The sequence below is a fragment of the Streptomyces sp. NPDC054842 genome, assembly GCF_053611025.1.
On sequence record NZ_JBSGZN010000015.1, the window covers coordinates 81,178 to 100,271 of the forward strand.

Consider the following 19,094-nt stretch of genomic DNA (forward strand, 5'->3'; position numbering starts at 1 on the left):
TGCGGGGCAAGCGTTGGACGATCACAGGCATGCCCGTCCGGCGGCCGGGCGACGCCCTCGCGGGGCCGCTACGGCGTCGACGCGACCCAGGGTGTCGTACCGAGGACGTTGACCGGTCCGATGTCGAGGTAGTCACCGGGACGAATGGTCACGAGGTCGCGGTCCCGCCGTGAGCCCACGCGGAGATACGTGCTCTTCTCCGCCGCCATCCGCCAGTACAGGCCGGCCTCCGCGCTCTCGCCCGGGGCGAGGGTGAGCGGCCGGGGGCCCGGCTCCCGCGGTGCCATGGGTACCTCGTCGGTGCCCGCGACGGTGCGCACGCCCGCCATCGGGGCGCCCTCCTCGTCGAGGACGCGGACGACGGGGTACCCGTCCAACGCGTACGGGCGCGTGCCGCAGTTGGTGAGGGTGAGGGTGGTGGCCCGCAGCCCCATGGCGGCGTTCACGGGCCCGGTGCGGAAGCGGACGCCGGACCGCGGGCAGCCGGCGTCCGGCTGCACCGGTACGGCGTGCGGTCGCTCGGGGGTGGCGGACATCGCCGGCGGTACCTCGAAGGGCACCGACGGCGTGGGTGTGGGGCTCCGCTCGGGGTTGCGCTCCCGGTCGAGTTCGGCGGAGAGTCCGCAGCCGCTCGCCCCCAGCACCAGCAGACAGACGACGGCCGCTCCGCGGGACCACCTCGCACGTATCGCGATCACCCGCCGATCATGGCAGGCGCAGCCCGCTCGGTCACGCGCCACCGATCCCGTCACGGTCGGGCGTCGGACGCCGGTCCCGCGCGTCGTCACGGGCCCCGGTCCGCAGGCGGGTCGGCCACCGGCGTTCGCCTCCGGCCGACCGCGCCGGGCGCGCTTCCGCCGCGCCTCCGGGAGGAGACCGCGTGACGCCGGCGCCGGTGTGCCCCGTACGGCGGCCAGGCGGCTCCACGCGCCCAGGGGACGGCGGGACGGGCGGCCGGCCGTGCGACCTCGGTGGACCACGGACCGTCGCCAGGGAGTCACTGTCACCGCGCGGGCACGGAGCGAGTTCGCCCTTCCGCCTCACAGGGACTCATGTGACACTGTCGTCCCGTCCGCAGTGCGGACTCCTTCCGCACCGTCCCCCACGAGAAGTGCGCCGTGCGTTCTCTTCCTCTGCCGCTCGCCCTGACCGCGCGTCTGCTGCCCGTCGCCGTGCTCGCCTCGGCGGGCTGGGCCCTGACGTCCGGCCCGCTGGCCGCGACGCCGACGGCCGACCACAAGCCGGCGCAGAAGACCGGAACCGGCACGGCGTCCGCGCCCTCGGCCTCCGCCTCGGCCGCCGCCAGGACGTACACCACGACGCCCGAACCGTGCCGGGGCGTGAGCGTGAAGACCGTCAAGTCCCTGGTGCCGGGCGCCAAGACGGCGGGCCAGGAGATCGCCTCGACGGACAAGTCCGTGCGCCGCACCTGCTCCTGGAACGCGCTGAAGGAGTTCGACTACCGCTGGCTCGACATCTCCTTCGAGATCAAGAAGTCGGACCAGGTGGCCGAGAACGCGTACGAGCAGCGCACGACGGAGAAGAGCGGCGGCGGGGCGGTTCCCGGACTCGGCGACACGGCCTACTCCGTCGTCGACCTCACCACCAAGGACAAGCAGCAGACCCGGGAGGGCGTGGTGGTCGTCCGCGCGTCCAACGCCCTGGTGATCGTCACGTACAACGGCAGCGACTTCGAGACGAAGAAGGCGCCCTCCACCGATGTGATCAACAAGGGCGCCATCAAGGCCGCGAAGGAGGCGGTGGCCGCGCTGAAGGCCGCTCGCTAGGGCTGTCGTACGGGTTCGCCGATCCGGACGACGCACCCGGGAGCGGGCTCCCGCGCGGCCCACCGCCGACGGTCAGGCGTTCCCGGGCTCCCGTCCCCGCAGCCGCATCAGCACCAGGTACAGCACCATCGACGTACCGAGGCCCACCGCCCAGCCGTAGTCCGCCAGCGGCTCCAGCGCCGGAACGGGCCGGCCGTCGATCAGCGGATGGAAGTCTGCACCGCCGACGGCGAGGACACCGCCGGTGACGAAGGCGACGACCGCCCGCCAGTTCCAGCCGGCGTCGTACCAGTAGCGGCCGCCCTCGCGGTACAGGTCGGCGAGGTCGAGTCCCGTGCGGCGCAGGATCCAGTAGTCGGCGATGAGGATGCCGGCGACCGTGCCCAGCAGACCGCCGACGAGACCGAGCCAGGTGAAGATGTAGCCCTGCGGGTCGGCGTACAGCTTCCACGGGAAGATCAGCACGCCGAGCACGCAGGTGAGGAGGGCCCCGGAGCGGAAACTGATCCTGCGGGGCGCGATGTTGGAGAAGTCGAAGGCCGGGGAGACGAGGTTGGCCGCGACGTTCACGGACAGGGTCGCGACGAGCACGGTGACGAGCGCGAAGAGGAGACCGAAGACGTTGTCGGTCTTCGCGGCGAGCTGGACCGGGTCCCACACCGCCTCGCCGTACACGGCCTGCGAACCGGAGGTGACCATGACGGAGAGGAACGCGAACAGCGTCATGGTGGTGGGCAGTCCGAGCGCCTGCCCGAGGGTCTGGGCGCGCTGGCTCCTGCCGTAGCGGGTGAAGTCCGGGATGTTCAGCGACAGCGTCGACCAAAAGCCGATCATGCCCATCAGGGCGGGTGCGAACAGCTTCCAGAAGTCCGGGCCCCAGCCGAGCCGGGACGGCTGGTCGAGCAGCGGGCCGAAGCCGCCGGCCTTGCTGCTCATCCACCACAGCATCGCCCCGGCGCCGACGAGGACGAAGGGCGCGGCCCAGTTCTCGAAGCGGCGGATCGTCTCCATGCCGCGGAGGATGATGGCGATCTGGAGCACCCAGAAGACGGCGAAGGACAGCCACATCGTCCAGGGGTGACCGCCGATCCGCGACGCGTCCGCCCAGCCGTCGCCGAAGAGCTTGCCGGCGAGGAAGTAGATCGCCTCGCCGCCGATCCAGGTCTGGATGCCGAACCAGCCGCAGGCGACCAACGCCCGTACGACGGCGGGCAGGTTGGCACCCCGGATGCCGAAGGAGGCGCGGGCGAAGACCGGGAAGGGTATGCCGTACTTGGGTCCGGCGTGGCCGGTGAGCAGCATCGGCACCAGCACGATCAGGTTGGCCAGGGCGATCGTGAGGACGGCCTGCTTCCAGTCCATGCCGACGGCTATCAGCCCGGAGGCGAGGGTCCAGGAGGCGGTGTTGTGGGCCATGCCGACCCAGAGCGCCGAGAAGTTGTACGTGGTCCAGGTGCGCTTCTCGATCGGGACCGGCAGGAGGTCCTCGTTGGCGTAGGGGCCGGTCGGCCGGGGGGCGCCCGGCGCGATCGCCACCCGGCCGTCGGGGAGGGTGATCTGGGCGGGTGGCGGGCTGTCGGTGGGAACGGTTTCGGTCATGAGCAGGCCCATCAGTGAGGAGTGTCGGGAAAGGCCGTGCGGGTGCGGGCTCGGGGGTGCGCGGGGAGCGCGCTGGCCCCCTTCCCGGGACGGCGGGAAGGGGGAGTTCGGGGTGAGGGCTCGACAGCCCGGTCGTCGCCGCTGCCGTGCGGACGCCGGCCGGCGTCCGGGCACTGGCAACTGGCGTCTGTCTAGCGGCCGTTGACGGCGGGGATGACCTTCGTGCCGTAGGTGTCGATGACGGCTTCCTGCGCGTCGTGCATGTCGTACAGGGCGAACTGGTCGACGCCCAGGTCGCGCAGGGCGCCCAGCTTCTCGATGTGCCGCTCGACCGGCCCGATCAGGCAGAACCGGTCGACGATCTCGTCGGGCACGAACGCGGTGTCGGGGTTGCCGCTGCGCCCGTGGTGCGCGTAGTCGTAGCCCTCGCGGGCCTTGATGTAGGCGGTCAGTTCCTCCGGGATCAGGCCCGAGTGGTCGCCGTATCGGGAGACCAGGTCGGCGACGTGGTTGCCGACCATGCCGCCGAACCACCGGCACTGCTCCCGCGCGTGGGCGAGGGCCTGCGGGGAGTCGTCCTCGGTGACGTACGCGGGCGCGGCGACGCAGATCGTCACCTCGGCGGGGTCGCGTCCGGCGTCGGCGGCGGCCTGCTTCACGGTCTTGACCATGTACTCGGCGAGATAGAGGTCGGCGAGCTGGAGGATGAACCCGTCGGCCTCCTCTCCCGTCATCTTCAGGGCCTTGGGGCCGTACGCGGCCATCCACACGGGCAGTTCGGCGCCGGGCCGCACCCACGGGAACCGGACGACCGTGCCGCCGAGGTCGGCCTCGTCGCCCCGGCCGAGGGCGCGGATGACCTTCATCGCCCCGCTGATACGGGCGAGGGTGTTCGGCTTGCGTCCGGCGACGCGCATCGCCGAGTCGCCGCGGCCGATGCCGCACACCGTGCGGTTGCCGTACATGTCGTTGAGGGTGGCGAACGTGGAGGCGGTGACCTCCCACGTGCGGGTGCCCGGGTTGGTGACCATCGGGCCGACCTTGAGCCGGTCGGTGTTCGCGAGGATCTGGCTGTAGATGACGAAGGGTTCCTGCCACAGCACGGCCGAGTCGAAGGTCCAGCCGTGGCTGAAGCCGTTGCGCTCGGCCCGCTTCATGAGGCTGACCACCCGGGAGGCGGGCGGGTCGGTCTGCAGGACGAGTCCGAAGTCCATGTGGCCGCTCCTAGTTCAGGTACTGACAGGTGGAGCGGGGGGTGTAGACGCCGTGTCCGGCACGTCCGGTGAACTCCCGCTCGGTGATGACGAGTTCGCCGCGCGAGAGCACCGTCTCCACCCGGCCGGTGACGTGCTTGCCCTCGTAGGCCGAGTAGTCGACGTTCATGTGGTGCGTCTCGACGGACATGACCTGCTCGGCGTGCGGGTCGTAGATGACGACGTCGGCGTCGGCGCCCGGGGCGATCGTGCCCTTCTTGGGGTACAGGCCGAACATCCTGGCCGGGGTCGCGCAGGCGATCTCGATCCAGCGGCGGCGCGAGATGTGCCCGTCGACGACGGCCTGGTGCAGCAGGTCCATCCGGTTCTCCACCCCCGGCAGCCCGTTGGGGATCTTCGAGAAGTCACCGCGGCCGAGGTCCTTCTGGCCGGTGAAGCAGAACGGGCAGTGGTCGGTGGAGACCACCTGGAGGTCGTTCGTGCGCAGTCCCCGCCACAGGGCGGCCTGGTGCTCCCTGGGCCGCAGCGGGGTGGAGCAGACGTATTTGGCGCCCTCGAAGCCGGGCTCCGCGAGGTTGTCGGTGGACAGGAACAGGTACTGCGGGCAGGTCTCGCCGAACACGTTCAGGCCCTCGTCACGCGCGCGGGCCAGTTCGGCGACCGCCTCCTGCGCGGAGACGTGGACGACGTACAGCGGGGCGCCGGCGACCTGCGCCAGCTTGATGGCGCGGTGGGTGGCCTCGGCCTCCAGCAGGGCCTTGCGGACCTCGCCGTGGTGGCGCGGGTCGGTCTCGCCGCGGGCCAGCGCCTGTTCCACGAGGACGTCGATCGCGATGCCGTTCTCGGCGTGCATCATGATCAGGCCGCCGTTCTCGGCGGAGCGCTGCATGGCGCGCAGGATCTGGCCGTCGTCGCTGTAGAAGACGCCGGGGTAGGCCATGAACTGCTTGAAGGAGGTGACGCCCTCCTCGACCAGCAGGTCCATCTCCTTGAGCGTGTCCTGGTTCACGTCGGAGACGATCATGTGGAAGCCGTAGTCGACGGCGCACCGGCCGTCGGCCTTGGCGTTCCAGGCGTCCAGGCCCTCGCGCAGCGAGTGGCCTGGGCTCTGCACGGCGAAGTCGATGATGGTGGTGGTGCCGCCCCAGGCGGCGGCCCGGGTGCCGGTCTCGAAGGAGTCGGAGGCGAACGTGCCGCCGAAGGGCAGTTCCATGTGGGTGTGGGCGTCGACGCCGCCCGGGATCACGTACTTCCCCGTGGCGTCGATCTGCCGCTCGGCCGTCCACGCCTCGGCGGCGGCGGTGCCCGAGGCGGCCAGGGCGACGATACGGCCGTCCTCGATCAGGACGTCGGCGTGGATCTCGTCGGAGGCCGTGATGACGAGGCCACCGCGGATGACGGTACGGCTCATGCTCCCTCTCCTTCCGGTTGGCCCGGGTGCGCCGGGACCGCTGGGTCCGTGCGCACCGGGTCGGTGCCGCTGCTGTTGATCGCCGGGGCCGGCGCTGCTTCCGGGCGGGACACCGCCGGGGCCGCTGCCCTCGCCGGACGGGGCCGCCGTGGGACGCGTCGTCGCGGCCGGTTTCGGTGGCGGCGTCCGGTAGCGGGGTGACCACCGGCGGTCCCGGACCTCGCCGGGCTGGGCCGGGACCACGGACACCGAGTCCGCTCACCTGCCGCTCGCCACCTCCCCGACGCACCGTGCCTCCGGGTCCACGAGCGACGACCTCCCACAAGATGGCGTCGCCCCCTGCTCCTCGACGCCCGCCCGGTCGGTCGCGCCGACGAAGCTGTCGTCGGCCGCGGTGGCCGCCGGCCGCCGGACGGACGAGCGAGGCCGCCGAAGGGCCGCCCTCCCACGGCCGGTGACCGCTACAGGACGCTCCTCAGCGCCCGGTCCAGGATCGCGGCGCCCTCCTCCGCCTCGGCGACGGTCAGCGACATCGGCGGGGCGATGCGGAGCACGCTCGTGTCGTGCCCGCCGCCCTTGCCGATCAGCAGGCCCTCCCGGCGGGCCGCCTCCAGGACCGCCGCGGCGGCGTCCGGATTCGCCTCGCCCGTGGCCGGCTTGACCAGTTCGACGCCGATCATCAGCCCGCGTCCGCGCACCTCCCGCACCTCCGGGACCTGCGCGGCGACGGCCCGCAGCCGCTCGATGAGCAGGCCGCCGACCCGCCGGGCGTTGCCCTGGAGGTCGTGTTCGAGGAGGTACGTCAGGTTCGCGAGGCCCGCCGCCATGGTGACCGGGGAGCCGCCAAAGGTCGAGATGCTGTTGGAGTCCAGGCAGTTCATGATCTCGGCGCGGGCGACGACCCCGCCGATGGACATGCCGTTGCCGATGCCCTTGGCGAAGGTGAGCATGTCCGGCGGGCCCGCGGCGGCGTGCGCCTGCCAGCCCCAGAAGTGCTCACCCGTCCTGCCCCAGCCGGTCTGCACCTCGTCGGCGATCCACAGGACGCCGTGCTCCGCCAGCACCTCGCGGAAGGCCGCGTACAGCCCGTCGGGCGGCGCCGTGAACCCGCCGACGCCCTGGACCGGTTCGGCGATCAGGGCCGCGGGCGCACGGACGTGCCCGAGCAGGTCCCGCAGGTCGGCGACGCAGGCCGCGATGAACTCGGCGTCGCCCAGGTGGGCGTACGGGCCGCGGGTGCGGACGCCGCCGTGCACGTACAGCGTCTGGAGCGGCGACAGCGAGGTCGGCGACCAGCCCTTGTTCCCGGTGATGCCGACGGCGCTGAACGAGCGCCCGTGGTAGCTGTTGCGCATCGCCAGGATCTGGTTGCTGCGCCGGTACGCGGTGGCGAGCAGCAGGGCGGTGTCGTTGGCCTCCGTGCCCGAGGTGGTGAAGAAGACCCGCGCGTCCGGGATGCCGGACAACTGGGCGACCCGCTCGGCGAGTTCGACCATCGGCCGGTTCAGGTAGAGCGTCGAGGAGTGGATGATCCGCCCGGCCTGCTCACTGACCGCCTTGGTCACCTCGGGCAGGGCGTGCGCCGTCATCGTGGTGAGGATGCCGCCGAAGAAGTCGAGGTACCGGTTGCCGTCCGCGTCCCAGACGTGGCGGCCCTCACCGTGGGTGATCTCCAGGGGGTCGGCGTAGTAGAGGGCGAGCCAGTCGGGCAGGACGGCCCGGTGGCGTGCGTACAGGTCGGTCACGGCTGCACCAGCCCCTCGTACGCCTCCGGGCGGCGGTCGCGGTAGAACGCCCACTGCTGCCGCACGTCCTCGATGAGGTCGAAGTCGAGGTCCCGGACGAGGAGTTCCTCGGTCTTGTCACTCGCGGTGTCGCCCACGAACTGCCCGCGGGGGTCGACGAAGTACGAGGTGCCGTAGAAGTCGTTGTCGCCGTACTCCTCGACGCCGACGCGGTTGATCGCGGCGATGAAGTACTCGTTGGCGACGGCCGCCGCGGGCTGCTCCAGCTGCCACAGGTGCGAGGACAGGCCGCGGTGGGTGGCGGAGGGGTTGAAGACGAGCTGGGCGCCGTTCAGGCCGAGTTGGCGCCAGCCCTCCGGGAAGTGCCGGTCGTAGCAGATGTAGACGCCGACCCTGCCGACCGCCGTGTCGAAGACGGGCCAGCCGAGGTTGCCGGGTTTGAAGTAGTACTTCTCCCAGAAGCCCTTCACCTGGGGGATGTGGTGCTTGCGGTACTTGCCCAGGTAGCTGCCGTCGGAGTCGATCACGGCCGCGGTGTTGTAGTAGAAGCCGGACTGCTCCACTTCGAAGACCGGCACGACGATCACCATGCCGGTCTCGCGGGCGAGGTCCCGCATCCGGCGGACGGTCGGGCCGTCCGGCACGGGTTCGGCCCAGCGGTAGTGCTCCGGCTCCTGCACCTGGCAGAAGTAGGGCGCGTTGAAGACTTCCTGGAATCCGATGACCTTCGCGCCCCGGCGAGCCGCCTCGCGCGCGTGTTCCTCGTGTTTGGCGATCATGGATTCGGTGTCGCCGGTCCAGGTCGCCTGGACCAGGGCGGCGCGTACGACGTTGGCCATGAGGTGCTCCTTCGACAGGACGTCAGAGAGCTTCTACGCCCGTAGACGATGGCCGTAGAGGCTTGAAACTAAGCCTCTATCGCGGGCTTGCCAAGACCATTGTCGTCAACCCGCTGAGTCGATCATGTTTCACACTCCTGTGGGTGAGCGCGGTCCGCCCGGCGCCGGGTTCACGCGGCGAACCCGGCGACCCGCAGGGCGTGCACGACATCCCAGTACCGCTCCTCGGAGGCTCCGCGGGCGGACTCCAGGAGGAGCGGGACGAGGTGGGGCGGGTCCGCCTCCACGCTCCGGGCGGCCTCCTCGGGGGTGCGGACGCGCACGTAGGCGTCGAGGAGCACGCGGACGTCGCGGTGCCGGCCCGCCGCCTCCAGGCCGAGTACGGCGGCACCGATCTCCGGGGCGGGCCGGGCGACGCCCTGGCGCAGCATCTGCCTGCCGTCCGCGACGCGACCCGCCGCGACGAGGGCGTCGGCCGCGGCGACCAGCCGGTCGGCGGGCAGGGAGGCCGCCTCCCACAGCAGGGTGGCCCAGTCGGCGTCCAGCCCGGCGCGGTGCAGTTCGGCGGCGAGTAGCGGGAAGCGGGCGGCGGGCCAGTGGGCCACCTCCACGAGCAGGGCGTGCGCCTCGCCGCTGCGGCCCTCGCCACGCAGCCGGACCAGCGCCACGACGGTCTCCACGGTGTCCCGCCGCGCCTCGTCGTCCAGCGGCTGCCTGCGCGGCTGGGGCCGTACGGGCTCCTCGGCGGCGCCGGCGAAGCGGGCGCCGCGCGGGGTGCGGTCCTGGACACGGGGCTCCGGTACGACGGGGGCCACCGCGGGGGCGGCGGGAGCCTCCTCGGCCTCCACCATCCCGGCGAACCGGGCGCCGCCGCGCGGACGCCGTTTGGCGCGCTGTTTGGGCAGGGCGGGCGCGGGGGCGGCCGGGTCCGCAGGGGCGGGGCGTCCGGCGGGCGCGTCCCGGTGGGGCGCCTCGGCGCTGAGGGCGGCGGTGGCGTCGCCGGGAGCGGGGCCGGCGGCTTCCCGGGCGGCCGGACCCGCCGGCCCGCCCCGGGAGCCGGGCGCCCGCTGTGCCGCGAACGCCGACCAGGGCGTGCCCGTGCCGTCCGCCGGCTCGCCCGCCCGCAGGACGCCTCCACGCGCGCCGCCCGTGAAGCCCGCCGTGCCCCGTGCCCGGCCGGCCGCCGCACGGCGGTCCAGCCGTGCCATGCGCCGGCGCAGCTCGGCGCAGCGGGCCGTGGCGCGCTCGTGGTCGTCGCGGGCCCAGGCCAGGTCGAGGCGGACCGCGTCGGCCTCCTCCGCGGAGGCCGACGCGTCCGCCAGGCGGCCGAGTTCGGCTTGGCGTTCGGCCGCGTAGCGCTGTTCGCGGAGCATCACGTCGAGGCGGTCACCGAGGGCGTCGCGGCCTCCGGGCCGGGCGTCGTGGGCGGCGAGCGCGGCGTCGTGCAGGGCACGGGTCCGCTCCGCCTCACCGGCGGCGACCGCGGCACCGTACTGGGCGGCGAGGTCCTGAAGGAGTGCCTCCATGACGTCCCAGGGCGGCACCTCCCAGCCGTCCAGGCAGGCCCGCATCCCCTCGGGATCGCGCTGCCAGAAGACCGCGCACCAGCCGGCGCCCTGGTCGAGACGCGTCAGCAGCCCGTTCAGAAAGGCAGTGAACTCCCGTACGTCATGCGGGAGTTGTCCTACAGCCATCACCCAACTCCCCGCCCTGACTGGAGTGCTCCGACCCGGTAGCGAACACCAGCCGTGTTACGGGACGGCTACAGCGAGTTTTCCGGCGGTGCGCAGTGCGCTCCGCCGGAGCACGTCACGAGGCGCGCGCCCCGTACGGGACCGACCGTGCACCAGGCGGGAGCGCGGTGCCCGGCGCCACGTCCGTGCCCGGCCGGTTTCGGGGACCGGCCCGGGGCACCCGAGGAGGCCGAGTCGACCCGGCCCGGGCGGAACCCGGTGGCGCGCGACCCGAGGAGGGGTCGCGCGCCACGCGGGCCCGTCGCGCCCGGCCGCCGGCTACCTCGCCGGCCGCACCACCATCGCCGAGCCGCCGCCCCGGCGTACCCTCTCCGCCGCCGCGAGCCACTTGCCGTCGGGCAGCCGCTGGACGGCCGTCGCCGCGCCGATCTCGGGGTTCAGCCGGAAGCCGTGCCCCAGGGACTCCAGCCGGGCCCGCAACGGGCTGTTCCACAGCGCCGGTTCGAGCTCCGTCGTGGTCTGGTTGCGCTGGCTGGCCCGGGGTGCCGCGATGGCGTCGACCAGCGGCAGCCCGCGGTCGAGGAACCCGGTGAGGGTCTGCAGCACCGTGGTGATGATGGTCGCGCCGCCGGGCGAACCGAGCGCCACGACCGGCCTGTCGTGCCGGTCGAGCACGATCGTCGGCGCGATCGAGGAACGCGGGCGCTTGCCCGGCCCCGGCAGGTTCGGGTCGTGGACGCCGGGGCTCGCCGGGGTGAAGGAGAAGTCCGTCAGCTCGTTGTTGAGCAGGAAGCCGCGGCCGGGGACCGTGATGCCGCTGCCGCCGGTCTGCTCGATGGTCAGGGTGTAGGCGACGACGTCGCCCCACTTGTCGGCCACCGTCAGATGGGTGGTGTTCTCGCCCTCGTACGTCGTCGGCGCCGCCGCTCCCGCCGTGGAGCAGTCCGCCGGATGCCTCGGGTCACCCGGGGCGAGCGGGCTGGTCAGCACCGCGTCGTCCTCGATGAGGCACTCCCGCGAGTCGGCGTACCGCTGCGACAGCAGGTCCTTCGTCGGTACGTCCTCGAAGGCGGGGTCGCCGACCCAGCGGCCCCGGTCGGCGAACGCGATCCGGCTCGCCTCGATGTAGCGGTGCAGGTACCGCTCCTCGCTCGCCCGGGAGAGGTCGGTCCGCTCCAGGATGTTGAGCGCCTCACCGACCGTGGTGCCGCCGGAGGAGGAGGGGGCGATCGAGTAGACCTTCAGATCGCGGTACGACGTCTTCGTCGGCGCCTGGGACTTCGCCTCGTAGGCCGCCAGGTCCTTGAGCGACAGCTCTCCCGGACGGGCCACGCGCCCCGACGCCGGGTCCACCGGCGGGTCGTTCACGGTGTCGACGATGTCCCGGCCGAGGTCGCCGTGGTAGATCCCGTCGACGCCGTGGCGGCCCAACTCCCGGTAGGTGCGCGCCAGGTCGGGGTTCTTGAAGGTCGATCCGACCACCGGCAGCGAGCCGCCGGGCAGGAAGAGTTCCGCGGTGTCCGGGAAGTCCTTGAAGCGGGCCTGGTTCGCCTCCGTCTGCGAGCGGAAGGTCCCGTCGACCGTGAACCCGTCCCGCGCGAGCCGCTCGGCGGGCTTCAGCAGGGACGCGAGGGGCTTGCTGCCCCAGCGGTCCAGCGCGGCCTGCCAGGTGGCCGGGGTGCCGGGGGTGCCCACGCCGAGTCCGCTGGTGACGGCGTCGGCGAACGGGACCGGCTTGCCGTCCTCCACGAACAGGTTCTCGTCGGCGGTCAGCGGCGCCGTCTCCCGCCCGTCGATCGTGCGCACCGTACGGGACTTGGCGTCGTAGTGGACGAAGTAGCCGCCACCGCCGATGCCCGCCGAGTACGGCTCCGTGACGCCGAGCGCCGCCGCCGTGGCGATGGCCGCGTCGACCGCGTTGCCACCCTTCCTCAGCACCTCGATCCCGGCGGCGGAGGCGTCCGCGTCGACGCTCGCCACGGCTCCGCCGTAGCCGACGGCGACCGGCACCTTCTTCACGGCTCCGGCCGAGGGCGGCGCCGCCGCCCCCACCGACACCATCGCGGCCGAGACCGCCAGGACCGCCAGACTCCGCGGGACAGGGCGACGCATCCGTACCTCCAGTCAACAGTCGTCCGCGCAGCGTAACTTCCCTTCCCGCTCCCGTCAGGTACCCCTCGAACACCGTTCGGTCCGACCGCTAGCATGCGCGCCCATGAATGACGACGTGCGCAACATCGTCCTGGGCGTGCTCGCGGCCGGCATCAGCGCCTGCCTGGGCTGGCTGGCCCGCACCTACCTGTGGAAACGCAGACTCCGCCGCAAACAGGCCTTCTTCGGGCTGCCGGACAACTCCGAGTCGCTGCTCGTGGTCAACCGGGAGGCCGGCGGCCCCGAACTGACCGTGATGCGCCACGACGTCTTCGCCCTGCTGGAGCTCTCGGCCCTGATCAAGGACTGCGGCGCGCACGCCCACGTCGTCGCCCACGACGCCGCGCAGCAGGGATTCGGCGAGCGCACCGAGTTCTGTGTCGGCGGGCCCGCCTCGAACCGGCGCATGGCCGCCCACCTGTCCTCGCTGCTGCCGGGCATCCGGGTGAACACCGACGCCGAACCGGGCCCGGACCGCGGCGCCTTCCAGATCGGCAGCGAGCGCTACCGCCTGGAGTCCGGCAAGGGCGAGTACGTGGTCCTGGCGCGGCTCACCGCGGACCTCGGCCGGGCGGCGCGGCCCGTCTTCCTGTTCTGCGGGCAGCGCGCGATCACCAACCAGGCGGCGACCCGCTATCTCGCGCGCCATCACGAGCGGCTGGCCCGCAAGTACCGCGGCGACTCCTTCGTCCTGCTGCTGAAGGTCGTCAACTCCCAGGCGTACGGCCCCGATGTCGTCGAACTGGTCGCGGACGTGACCCGGGCCGCGCAGTCCCCGGCGCCGGTGACGACGGCCCGCACCTCGCACCGCGCGCAGTGAGCCGGCCCCCGGCGCCCTCTCCCCGGACCTCTGTTCCGGGCAGGCGGACCGCACACTTCGGCCACCGCGGCGCACCCGAAATGAACACTTCAACAATCGTTACTCGCACGTAACTTACCGACGGGTTACCGTCAGTAAGCACCCGAGGTTACCGTCGGGTCACTTTGCACTGACACGAGTGAGGAGTGACCCGTGGGACACCCGCGCAAGGCACTGCGAACGACCGCCGCAGGAGCCGTCTCGGCGACCCTGATCGCCGGCACCGCCCTCGGCCTCGCCCCCACCGCGCAGGCGGCGCCGGTCGCGAGCGGCACGGCGGGCATCCGCTTCGTCGACATCACCGGGGACGGCGGCACGGTGCTGAAGGCGAACGTCGTGACGCCCGCGGGCGCCGACGGCACCCGGCGCTACCCGCTGATCGTGCTGCCCACGAGCTGGTCCCTGCCGCAGATCGAGTACCTGGCGCAGGCCAGGAAGCTCGCCGACTCCGGCTATGTGGTGGTCAGTTACAACTCCCGCGGCTTCTGGCAGTCGGGCGGGCGGATCGAGGTGGCCGGACCGCCCGACACCGCCGACGCCTCACGGGTGATCGACTGGGCGCTGGCGAACACCCCGGCCGACGCGGCGAAGGTCGGCATGGCGGGCGTGTCGTACGGCGCGGGCATCAGCCTGCTCGCCGCCGCCCAGGACAAGCGCGTCAAGGCGGTGGCCGCCCTCAGCGGCTGGGCCGACCTCATCGACTCGATCTACTCGGGCCGCACCCAGCACGTCCAGGCGGCCGCGATGCTGGGCGGCACGGGCTACCTCACCGGTCGGCCCAGCGCCGAACTCCAGGAGACCCTGAAGAACTTCCTCGGCTCGGACCTGTCGAAGGAGCAGGAGATGATCGAGTGGGGGAAGAAACGTTCCGCCGCTTACGCCGTCGACCGGTTCAACGCCAACGGCACGGCCGTCATGCTCGCCAACGCCTGGGGCGACACCATCTTCGCGCCCAACCAGTACGCCGACTTCTACGAGCGGCTGACCGGCCCCAAGCGCCTGCAGTTCCGCCCCGGCGACCACGCCACCGCCGAGGCGACCGGCCTGCTCGGACTCCCGAACGACGTGTGGACGGACACCGGACGGTGGTTCGACCACTACCTCAAGGGCGAGGACAACGGCGTCGACCGCGAGCAGCCGGTCCGGCTCAAGCCCCGCTCCTCCGGCGGCTACGAGGGCTACCCCGACTGGAAGTCGGTGAGCGCCACCAGCAGGAAGATCTCCCTCGCGGGCGAGACGACCATCCACACGAACGTCGACTCGGGCGCGAACGGCGGGACCATCTTCCTGTCCAGCATCCTCGACCAGCTCGCGCAGCTGCCGCCCACCGCGTCGATCCCGCTGCTGCCGCGCCGCTGGGCCGCCGTGTGGCAGTCGCCGAGGTACTCCACCGCCCAGCAGGTGCGCGGGACGGCCGAGTTGCACACCACGGTCACCGGCACCAAGGAGAGCGGCACCCTCGTCGCGTACCTCTACGACGTGGGCCCGCTCGGCCTCGGCAAGCTGGTCAGCAACGCGCCGTACACCTTCCACGGGCAGACGCCCGGCAAGCCGTTCGGCGTCGACCTGGAGCTGTTCTCCACGGCCTACGACGTCCCGGCGGGGCATCGCCTCGCCCTGGTCGTCGACACGGTCGACCCGCTGTACATCGAGCACAACCCGTCCGGCGCGCAGCTGACCTTCTCCTCACCGGAGCACGACCCGTCGTACGTGTCGGTGCCCCTGCGCGAGCAGTGATCTCCGGCTGCTGCCGGGCGGGTTCTGGCCCTCTCAGCTACTGCACACCCGGCAGCAGCGTCCCTGGTTCGGCCGGTGCCACGTCCACGGCCTCGGTCTTGGGACTGCGCCGCTCGCGCCGGTACACCCGAGGGGCGGACCGGAGGAGCGGCACGCACACCCCGGTGCGGAGCGGCGGGATCACCGTCACCACCGGGATGAACGGCAAATCGTAGTCGAGACTCGACACGATCAGCCTCCCGGAGCGGAGGAACTCCTCGCAGCTGACCGGGGAGCCGGGTGAGGGATCGGTCAGGGTGGCCGTCAACCGGCCCACGACGGCGGGCAGTAGGGCGCGCACGGCGCGCCGCACCGGCTCGCGGGGACCGGACAGGATCCGGCGCCCGCCGGGCACGCGGCACGCACGTGTCCTCCGGATCATGCCGAGCACCCCGCTCAGTGCTCGAGGATCTTGGAGAGGAAGTCCTTGGCGCGGTCGCTGCGCGGGTCGGTGAAGAACTCCTCGGGGGTGCGGTCCTCGATGATGCGGCCGTCCGACATGAAGACGACGCGGTTGGCGGCCGAACGCGCGAAGCCCATCTCGTGGGTGACGACGACCATCGTCATCCCCTCCCGGGCGAGTTGCCGCATGACCTCCAGCACCTCGTTGATCATCTCCGGGTCGAGGGCCGAGGTCGGCTCGTCGAACAACAGGGCCTTGGGGTCCATGGCGAGGGCGCGGGCGATGGCCACGCGCTGCTGCTGTCCGCCGGAGAGCTGCGCCGGGTACTTGGCGGCCTGCGAGACGAGCCCGACGCGGTCGAGGAGCTCCAGGGAGCGCTTGTCGGCCTCGGCCTTCTTGCGGCCGCGGACCTTGACCTGGGCCAGCGAGAGGTTCTGCAGGACCGTCTTGTGGGCGAAGAGGTTGAACGACTGGAAGACCATGCCGACCTCGGCGCGCAGTCTGGCGAGGTCCTTGCCCTCCTCGGGCAGCGGCTGACCGTCGAGCCGGATGGATCCGGAGTGGATCGGCTCCAGCCGGTTGATCGCCCTGCACAGCGTGGACTTGCCCGACCCCGAAGGGCCGATGACCACGACCACCTCCCCCTTGCCGACGGTGAGGTCGATGTCCTGCAGGACATGCAGCTCGCCGTAGTACTTGTTGACGTCTCGCAGTTCGATCAGCGGATCGACGGCCATCCCGGACCTGCCCACTCTCAGCTGTGTCGGTCAGCGCAAACTATCCACGCGGGAGGGGACGCACCCCACGACACGCCAGGCCCGCGATTAACCGTATTTGAGGCGCCACGACGAGGGCGCACCACCGCGCCGGGCGCCGATTCCGCGCCCTCGCGGCCCTTCCGCGCCCCGACGGGACGGCCTTACGCCTCCGCCGCCTCCGCGTAGACCTGCGACAGCTGCGGGGCGCCCTGCACGGCCCAGTCCAGGCCCGCCTCGACGACCGGGATCTCGCGGCCCGACGTCAGGCGCACCACCGGGCTGCCGCCGGGCCACACGTGCCAGGAGGCGCCGGGGACGGTGCGCACGACGACCGTGCCGAGGTAGAGACCCGCGTCGTTGGCGAGCCAGGGCAGTGCCTCCGGGTCGTCCCGCCAGCGCGGCAGCAGCTGGTCGAGCGCGGTCAACGAGGCGGGGGTGTCGTCCAGTTCGAGCCCTGCCATCGCGGCGTGGGAGCGGAGCAGCTCGCACTCCGAGAGCAGTTCGGTCACGCCCTCGGGGTCGTTTTCGAAGGCCACGGCGAGCACCTGGCCGCGCCCCGCGAGGTGCCGTCTGCGCCACTTGTCCAAGAAGGGGATGTTCATCACCGGCCTCTCCATGAGGGAACGATCGCCGAAGGGCCCGCGTTCCCGGCGTGTCACGAATGTATCTTGCGGCAGTTGATCACGGAATCATCCAAATGACCGGATCCCGGTTCCTGCGGGCGTAGGGGTGGGCGGCCGGCTGCGGGCGGGCGCAGGGAGGGAGGGCGACGGCCGGGAGCGGGCGGGGCGCACCGCGGGTGGGCGGTCGACCGCCGGGAGCGGGCAGTGCGCGCCGCGGGAACCGGTGAGGTGAACCGGTGCGCCGGATCACGTGGTTCCGCCGGGGCGCGGGCACGCCGTAACCGCCGGACTCCGCCGGCTGGAATCGCCTGCGGGCGTGGTGAGTTCGGCGCCCGTTCACCCGCGGCTCATTGACGCCTCCCGGCGGTCTCCCTAGTTTCATGGGGCACCTGTCATCCCGTCTGTCACCGCTCTGGGAGGAGCCGGGCGTGCGCCGATGTCTGTGGGGAGTGGTCGTGGTGCTGGGCCTGACGCTGGGCGGCGCACCCGTCGCCCACGCCGAGTCCGCCTCCGTACCTTCAGCCCCGAAAGCCGGGCCGCGCCCTTTGGAGCGGCTTTTCGACAACACCGCGGTCAGCGACGACACGCGGCCCGGTGAGGCCGACTTCGACGGCTCCGGCGGCTCGTTGTCCGCGCGGGACCTGACGGCCGCGGGCTGGACCCCGGGGCGCGCCCTGACCGTCCAGGGGGCCCGGCTGGCATGGCCGCGACGGGAACCGGGCGAGCCCGACAACGTGCGCGCCGACGGACAGGCCGTGCGCGTACGGGGCCGCGGGGACGCGCTCGCGTTCCTCGTCGCCGGCACGGGCGGCGGCGACGTGACCGGCGGGGGCACGGTCCGATACACCGACGGCTCCGTCTCCTCGTACCGGCTCACCGCGCCGGACTGGCGGACCGGGCCGCTCGCCACCAAGGCGGTGGCGCTGCCGCACGTCAACACCCCGGAGGGCCAACTCGCCGAGAAGGCACGGCTGTACGTGGTGACGGTGCCGCTCGTGCGGGGCCGCGAGGTCGCCTCGGTGCGGCTCCCCCGCGACCGGGCGCTGCATGTGTTCGCCCTGGCGGTACGGCCGCCGACGCGCGTTTGGACGGGCAGTTGGGCCGCCTCGACGTCCGGCTACCAGGCCGTCGGTCCCTGGACGGACCGGACGCTGCGGCTGACGGTGCACACCTCCGCGGGCGGTCCCCGGGTGCGGATCCGGCTCGACAACACGTTCGCGTCCGGGCCCGTGACCATCGGCAGTGCGACGGTGGCGGTGCGGGAGGCGGGGGCGCGACCGGCCGCGGCACCAGTGCCGCTGTCCTTCCGGGGCACGGCCGGGACGACGGTCCCCGCGGGCGCGCAGGCCGTCAGCGACGCCCTGGACTTCGACGTGCCCGCGGACGCCGACCTGCTCGTCAGCTTCCATCTGCCGGGGACGGTGACCGCGGCGCCCGTGCACCGGCTCGCGCTGCAGCGCTCGTACGTCAGCGAGCCGGGCGACCACGCCGGCGACGGGACGGCCGACGCGTACACCTCCACGATCACCAACTGGCCACTGCTGACCGGGGTCGACGTGGGGGGCGGTCCGGGTTCCGTCGTCGTGCTGGGCGACTCCATCACGGACGGCGAGAAGTCGGCGACGGACGCCGGCCGGCGCTGGCCGGACCTGCTCGCGGACCGGGTGGCGGCCTCATCCCGCATCCCGCACTACGGGGTGCTCAACCACGGTATCTCGGCGAACCGTGTGGTCACCGACCGCTATCCCGGCGACGGGGTGTCCACCGACAGCGGCGGGGTGAGCGCCCTGCACCGCCTGGACCGGGACGTCCTCGCCCAGACCTCGGTCCGTACGGCGGTCGTCTTCCAGGGCGTGAACGACGTGCGCTGGGGCGCCACCGCCGAGCAGGTGATCGCGGGGCTGCGGGAGATCGCCGGCCGGGCCCACGCCCGCGGCATCCGGGTCCTCGCCGCGACGGTCGCGCCCTGCGAGGGCGAGTCGCTGTGCACCGGCGCGGCCGACGCCCAGCGGGTCGCGGTGAACGAGTGGATCCGCGGTGGTCAGGACTTCGACGGCGTCCTGGACTTCGACGCGGTGCTGCGGGACCCGGCACGGCCCGCGCGGCTGCTTCCCGCCTACGACAGCGGGGACCATCTGCATCCCGGGGACGCGGGCCTGGCCGCGCTGGCCGATTCCGTGGACCTGGGGCTGCTGAAGCCGTAGGACCCAACCTCGGGCTGCTGGAGCCGTAGGA

The 19,094-nt window shown here is 72.5% G+C and carries 15 protein-coding genes; 4 read left to right on the top strand and 11 right to left on the bottom strand.

Going from position 1 to position 19,094, the window contains the following annotated elements:
• Positions 1–68: 68 nt before the first annotated feature.
• Complete coding sequence (locus tag ACWGIS_RS14600) at positions 69–698, bottom strand: DUF4232 domain-containing protein (protein WP_453362752.1); 630 nt, start codon at positions 696–698, stop codon at positions 69–71.
• 420 nt (positions 699–1,118) lie between these two features.
• Between ACWGIS_RS14600 and ACWGIS_RS14605 the strand changes: the two genes are divergently transcribed.
• Positions 1,119–1,787, top strand: coding sequence for a hypothetical protein (locus ACWGIS_RS14605; RefSeq protein WP_453362753.1), 669 nt, complete (start codon positions 1,119–1,121; stop codon positions 1,785–1,787).
• A gap of 72 nt (positions 1,788–1,859) precedes the next feature.
• Here ACWGIS_RS14605 and ACWGIS_RS14610 read toward each other — a convergent pair whose 3' ends face one another.
• From ACWGIS_RS14610 to ggt, 7 genes are all read right to left on the bottom strand, one after another.
• Positions 1,860–3,386: an NCS1 family nucleobase:cation symporter-1 gene (locus tag ACWGIS_RS14610; protein ID WP_453362754.1), complete on the bottom strand. Its 1,527-nt coding sequence runs from the start codon at positions 3,384–3,386 to the stop codon at positions 1,860–1,862.
• Positions 3,387–3,577: 191 nt separating this feature from the next.
• Positions 3,578–4,600 carry a TIGR03842 family LLM class F420-dependent oxidoreductase gene (locus tag ACWGIS_RS14615; protein WP_453362755.1) on the bottom strand — a complete coding sequence of 341 codons (1,023 nt, stop codon included), beginning with the start codon at positions 4,598–4,600 and terminating at the stop codon, positions 3,578–3,580.
• A gap of 10 nt (positions 4,601–4,610) precedes the next feature.
• Positions 4,611–6,011, bottom strand: coding sequence for a dihydropyrimidinase (hydA, locus tag ACWGIS_RS14620; RefSeq protein ID WP_453362756.1), 1,401 nt, complete (start codon positions 6,009–6,011; stop codon positions 4,611–4,613).
• A gap of 461 nt (positions 6,012–6,472) precedes the next feature.
• Positions 6,473–7,756, bottom strand: coding sequence for an aspartate aminotransferase family protein (locus tag ACWGIS_RS14625; RefSeq protein ID WP_453362757.1), 1,284 nt, complete (start codon positions 7,754–7,756; stop codon positions 6,473–6,475).
• Complete coding sequence (locus ACWGIS_RS14630) at positions 7,753–8,595, bottom strand: nitrilase-related carbon-nitrogen hydrolase (RefSeq protein WP_453362758.1); 843 nt, start codon at positions 8,593–8,595, stop codon at positions 7,753–7,755. The genes ACWGIS_RS14625 and ACWGIS_RS14630 overlap by 4 nt, the downstream gene beginning before the upstream one ends.
• A gap of 170 nt (positions 8,596–8,765) precedes the next feature.
• Positions 8,766–10,289 carry a hypothetical protein gene (locus ACWGIS_RS14635; protein ID WP_453362759.1) on the bottom strand — a complete coding sequence of 508 codons (1,524 nt, stop codon included), beginning with the start codon at positions 10,287–10,289 and terminating at the stop codon, positions 8,766–8,768.
• A gap of 318 nt (positions 10,290–10,607) precedes the next feature.
• Positions 10,608–12,401 carry a gamma-glutamyltransferase gene (gene ggt, locus ACWGIS_RS14640; RefSeq protein WP_453362760.1) on the bottom strand — a complete coding sequence of 598 codons (1,794 nt, stop codon included), beginning with the start codon at positions 12,399–12,401 and terminating at the stop codon, positions 10,608–10,610.
• A 103-nt stretch (positions 12,402–12,504) separates the two neighbouring features.
• Between ggt and ACWGIS_RS14645 the strand changes: the two genes are divergently transcribed.
• On the top strand, positions 12,505–13,260 hold the full coding sequence (locus tag ACWGIS_RS14645) for a hypothetical protein (protein WP_453362761.1): 756 nt from the start codon (positions 12,505–12,507) through the stop codon (positions 13,258–13,260).
• Positions 13,261–13,452: 192 nt separating this feature from the next.
• Complete coding sequence (locus ACWGIS_RS14650; protein WP_453362762.1) at positions 13,453–15,036, top strand: alpha/beta fold hydrolase; 1,584 nt, start codon at positions 13,453–13,455, stop codon at positions 15,034–15,036.
• A 37-nt stretch (positions 15,037–15,073) separates the two neighbouring features.
• On the opposite strand, the gene ACWGIS_RS14655 is transcribed toward ACWGIS_RS14650, so the two are convergent.
• From ACWGIS_RS14655 to ACWGIS_RS14665, 3 genes are all read right to left on the bottom strand, one after another.
• Positions 15,074–15,457 carry a hypothetical protein gene (locus tag ACWGIS_RS14655; RefSeq protein ID WP_453362763.1) on the bottom strand — a complete coding sequence of 128 codons (384 nt, stop codon included), beginning with the start codon at positions 15,455–15,457 and terminating at the stop codon, positions 15,074–15,076.
• Positions 15,458–15,471: 14 nt separating this feature from the next.
• Positions 15,472–16,215, bottom strand: coding sequence for an amino acid ABC transporter ATP-binding protein (locus ACWGIS_RS14660; protein WP_453362824.1), 744 nt, complete (start codon positions 16,213–16,215; stop codon positions 15,472–15,474).
• Positions 16,216–16,397: 182 nt separating this feature from the next.
• Positions 16,398–16,838, bottom strand: coding sequence for a DUF6278 family protein (locus ACWGIS_RS14665; RefSeq protein WP_453362764.1), 441 nt, complete (start codon positions 16,836–16,838; stop codon positions 16,398–16,400).
• Between the two features lie 449 nt (positions 16,839–17,287).
• On the opposite strand from ACWGIS_RS14665, the gene ACWGIS_RS14670 reads away from it, so the two are divergent.
• Positions 17,288–19,063: an SGNH/GDSL hydrolase family protein gene (locus ACWGIS_RS14670; RefSeq protein ID WP_453362765.1), complete on the top strand. Its 1,776-nt coding sequence runs from the start codon at positions 17,288–17,290 to the stop codon at positions 19,061–19,063.
• The last annotated feature ends 31 nt before the right edge of the window (positions 19,064–19,094 follow it).